Source organism: Bartonella silvatica (assembly GCF_040545155.1).
Classification (GTDB): Bacteria; Pseudomonadota; Alphaproteobacteria; order Rhizobiales; family Rhizobiaceae; genus Bartonella; species Bartonella silvatica.
This window is the reverse complement of record NZ_JBEPLI010000091.1, coordinates 1-1,012: the sequence shown is the minus strand read 5'-3', so window position 1 is coordinate 1,012 and position 1,012 is coordinate 1. Positions and strand designations below refer to the sequence as shown.

The 1,012-nt window shown below is 47.1% G+C and carries 1 pseudogene; it reads left to right on the top strand.

The features are described 5' to 3' along the window. Nucleotides 1-1,012, top strand: a pseudogene (locus ABID23_RS08125) (DUF637 domain-containing protein); the annotation flags it as partial.

Genomic DNA, 1,012 nt, shown 5'->3' with positions numbered 1-1,012 from the left:
ATAGTGGCACAATAGAAAGCAATGATACCATTGCTTTGCATGCGCAAACAAATCTCAGCCAAACGGGGCGCATTGTTTCTAAAAAGCGGGTGGAGCTTTCCAGTGATGGCATACTGACAATGGGTGAGACAAGTGAGGTTGGCGCCTATGATGTAACGCTGAAGGCAGGCACACTCACCCAGGCTGGGCTTGTGGAAGCGCAAGGCGGAGTACTTACTCTCAACAGCCATGATGTTTTAAGCAATTCCGGTATTATGGTGGGCGGTGTTGTTGATGCAACTCTCGGGTCTTTAGCCAATTCTGGTCAGCTTTTAGCCATTGACAGCTTTACGCTTGTGGCAGAAAGCCATGATCCGTCATTGGGGCAAGTTGCTCTGGTTTTAAATGGTGAAGACGGTGTTCTCAAAAGTGGTGGCGCTTTTGTTTTAACCGCAGATGTTTTGGACAATGCCGGCAGCCTTGGTTCCAGTGGTGATGGGGTTGCGCTCAATGTGAGCGGTGATCTGAGTAATAGTGGGCTGATTTATGCCAAGAAATCTGCCATTTTCTCCTTGGATGGGGATTTTATTAATAAGTTTGCCGATGTCATTGCTGAAGACAATCTCATCATCCGTGGTTTAAGTGGAGAGCGGGCTGGTCATGTGATCAACAGCTCGGGGCTTTTAGAAGCCGTATCCGGCGATATGATCTTCGATGTCTCAGCTCTCACCAACATGCGTGAAGGCGGGGTTGAAGTTAGCGATAAAGTGGTTTCTCACAGGTTCGTTGCGGGAAGTTGGGAAGGCACTAATATTAAACACCATCAGATAAAGGAAGATGTTGACACTACGATCATTCGTCAGCAGCCTCATTTTATCAATAATGCGGCACAGATTTTAGTAGGGCGTCATCTCACGGTTCATGCCGGCGATATCCGTAATAGTTATAGTTTGATTGCTGCTAATGGCAACATTGAGATGCAGGGTGATACTCTGCTCAATGAGGGGCGCGATTTAATCGAAACAACCAAGAT